At 72.5% G+C, this 3,303-nt stretch carries 3 protein-coding genes; all 3 read right to left on the bottom strand.

Annotated features, from left to right (window positions below; all coding sequences use genetic code 11):
* Positions 1-32: 32 nt before the first annotated feature.
* The 3 genes from D7X74_RS40770 to D7X74_RS40760 are packed head-to-tail and all read right to left on the bottom strand — an operon-like array spanning position 33 to position 3,051.
* Complete coding sequence (locus tag D7X74_RS40770) at positions 33-1,172, bottom strand: ABC transporter permease (RefSeq protein WP_120538312.1); 1,140 nt, start codon at positions 1,170-1,172, stop codon at positions 33-35.
* On the bottom strand, positions 1,169-2,095 hold the full coding sequence (locus D7X74_RS40765) for an ABC transporter ATP-binding protein (RefSeq protein ID WP_120538311.1): 927 nt from the start codon (positions 2,093-2,095) through the stop codon (positions 1,169-1,171). Before D7X74_RS40765 ends, D7X74_RS40770 begins: the two co-directional genes overlap by 4 nt.
* Entirely contained in the window at positions 2,092-3,051 is a 960-nt protein-coding gene (locus D7X74_RS40760; RefSeq protein ID WP_158620418.1) for an HlyD family secretion protein, read from the bottom strand. Before D7X74_RS40760 ends, D7X74_RS40765 begins: the two co-directional genes overlap by 4 nt.
* Positions 3,052-3,303: the final 252 nt, after the last annotated feature.

Below are 3,303 nucleotides of genomic sequence, written 5' to 3'. Positions count from 1 at the left end.
ACCCATGGGCGGGGAGGGATGGGGCCTGAGCGTCAATCCAACGTGGTGCGCGAGCGTGCGAGGGCGGCTCCCGCCACGGCCAGCACGAACAGGCCCAGCGCCAGCAGGTTGTCCCCCATGTCCGCCAGCACCTGGTCCTTGAGCAGCGCGCCCCGGACGATGCGCAGGAAGTGCGTCACGGGGAGGACCTCCCCCAGCGTCCGCGCCCACGCGGGCAGGCCCAGGAAGGGAAAGGCGAAGCCCGACAGGAAGATGGAGGGCAGCAGGTAGAACAGCGACATCTGCATGGCCTGCAACTGGCTCCGGGCGACCGTGGAGATGAGGTAGCCCAGCGACAGGTTGCCCACGATGAAGAGCACGATGCCGCACGCGAGCGCCCCCCACCCCGCCGGCGTGCGCGCCATGGGGACCGAGAACAGCACCCGCGCCATCCCCAGCACGACGCCGGTCTGCACGAGCCCCACGACCACGTAGGGCGTGAGCTTGCCCATCATGATCTCCCCGGGCGTGGCGGGCGTGGACAGCAGCGTCTCCATGGTGCCCCGCTCGCGCTCGCGGGTGACGGCCATGGCGGTCATCATCACCAGCGTCATGGACAGGATGATGCCCAGCAGGCCCGGCACGATGTGGAACGGCGAGAGGCTCTCCGGGTTGTAGCGCCGGTGCACCACCACCTCGAAGGGCGGCGGAGTGGGCCTTCGCGCCACCGTCCCCACCCGCACGTGTCGGAGCGCCTCCGTGGGCAGCAGGGCCACCGCCGCGAGCGCGCCCGCCGCGGCCTGCGGGTCGGACGCGTCCGCCTCCGCGAGGATCTGCGCGCGCTCCCCCTTGAGCACCCGCTGCGTGAAGTCCGGCGGGATGGTGACCGCGAGCATCACCTGCCCGCGCCGCAGCAGTTGCTCCAGCTCCGCGTCGGAGCGCGGCAGGTAGCGCACGTCCACGTAGCCGGTGCGCTCCATGGACGCCACGACGGAGGCGGCCAGGGTGCCGGTGTCATGGGACAGCACCGCGGCGGGCAGGTGCCTCGGGTCCATGTTGATGGCGTAGCCGAAGATGAGCAGCTGCATCACCGGCATGACGAGGATCATCGCGTACGTCACGCGGTCGCGCCGCAGCTGCGTGAACTCCTTGAGCAGCACGGCCAGGATGCGCGGCAGGGAGTCCCGGCTCATGAGGCGTACCGTTCGTCGCGCTCGCGCCCCATGAGCTGGATGAAGACATCCTCCAACGACGGGGGGACCTCGCTCCAGCGGAAGGGTTCCCTGCGCCAGGGGACGAGCGCGCGCTCCAGGGCCTCGCGCTGGACGCCGCTGACGTGCACGGCGGCGCCGAACGCGGAGGCGCTGAGCACGCCGTCGGCCTTCGCCAGCAGGTGCGCCGCGCGGTCGATGCCCGGCCCTTCCCCCAGGAACGTCACCAACCCCGAGTCCCGGATGACGGCGTCCGCCGTGCCCCGCGCGATGAGGCGGCCATACAGGATGTAGCCGATGTCGTGGCAGCGCTCGGCCTCGTCCATGTAGTGCGTGGACACCAGCACCGTGAGGCCCTCGGCTGCGAGCGCATGGATTTCATCCCAGAACTCGCGGCGGGCCCGGGGGTCCACGCCCGCGGTGGGCTCGTCCAGGAGCAGCAGCTGGGGCGCGTGCAGCGTCGCGGCGGCCAGGGCAAGCCGCTGCTTCCACCCGCCAGAGAGCGCGCCCGCCAACTGACGGCGGCGGTCGAAGAGGCCCAGCCGGTGGAGCGTCGCGTCCACGCGCTCGCGGCGCTGATCCAATCCGTGGATGCGCGCGACGAAGGCCAGGTTCTCCTCCAGCGTCATGTCCTCGTAGAGGGAGAACTTCTGCGTCATGTAGCCCGTCCTGCGCTTGATGGCGTCGCCCCGGGCGCGGAAGTCCATGCCCAGCACCTCGCCCTCGCCGCTGTCGGGCGTGAGCAGTCCGCACAAGAGCCGCAGCGTCGTCGTCTTGCCGGAGCCGTTGGGGCCCAGGAAGCCGGTGATGCGGCCCGCTTCCACGGCGATGGAGACGTCGCGCACGACATGCCGCTCGCCGAAGGACTTGTTGAGCCCGCGCACGTCGATGGCCCGCCCGCTCATCGCGCCTCCCGCACGGTCGCCATCGCCAGGGGTGTCACGTCGATGGGCTGCCCTGGCAGGAGCCGCGTGGGCGCCGCGGGCACGGCCTCCACCAGGAACACCAGCTTCTGCCGCGACTCCAGGCTGTAGATGATGGGTGGGGTGTACTCCGGGCGCGGGGCCACGTAGTCCACGCGGGCCGTCATCCCCGTGTCGCAGCCATCACAGGCGATGGCCACGCCCGTGCCCGGCGCGTAGGACGCCACCCTCGCCTGCGGCACGTAGAAGCGCACCTTCACCCGCGCGTCCGGGACGATGCTGATGACGGCGGCGTTGGGGGCGGCCCACTCGCCTTCGTGGAAGAGGACGTCCTCCACGAAGCCCGCGACGGGGGAGACGGGCGCCAGCTCGGAGACCTGTCGCTCCGCGGCGGTGAGGCCGGCGCGTCCGCTCGTCAACTGCGCGCGGACGGCCTCCCACTGCGCGCCCGCCGCCGACACGTCCGTGACGGCCACGTCGCGCAGGGCGTGGGCCCGCGCCACGGTCGCGCGCAGCAGGTCCAACTGCTGGGGTGTCACGGCCCCGTCCATCGCCTTCTGGACGGCGAGGAAGCGCGACAGGTCGGCGTCCGCGCGCTCCACCTCCGCCCGCGCGGAGGCGAGCGAGGCCCGGGCCCGGTCCATGTCCGAACGCCGCGCGAGGAGCTGGGCCTCGGTCTGCGCCACCTGCGCCCGCGCCTGGTCCGCGCGCGCCACCAGCGACGTGGGCTCCATGCGGAACAGCGGCGTCCCTACCTCCACGCGCTGACCTCGCACCACGCCCACCGACGCCACGATGCCGGCCACCGGCGAGGACAGGTAGACGTTGTCGCTGACGACGTAGCCGGTGAAGCGCGGGGGCGGTTCGCCCGACGCGGGGCGCCGCAGCCACGCGAGGCCTCCGCCGATGACGGCGACCAGGACGACCGCCGCGACCACGGCGCGCTTCGAACGTTTCGGTGCACTCCCCTGCCCTGGCATCCGTGTCTCCCGACGCGGCCATCGCCGCCCAAGGGATGCGCTCCGCCCCCTGCCTCGCGCATCACGCGGAGGCCCAAGAGCACCCGGCATGCCAGCCCGGGGCTCCTCCGGAGGGCTGGAGGGACAGGACCGCCGTGTTCGGATTTCCGACGCCGGGCGCCGGGTTTCCGAACCCGGGACACGGGCCGGGGGCGGGGTTCCCCGCGCGAG

Origin of the sequence: Corallococcus sp. CA047B, assembly GCF_003612065.1 — a bacterium.
GTDB classification, from domain to species: Bacteria; Myxococcota; Myxococcia; order Myxococcales; family Myxococcaceae; genus Corallococcus; species Corallococcus praedator.
Note: the sequence above shows the minus strand (reverse complement) of the source record. Positions and strands in the feature narration are given on the sequence as shown.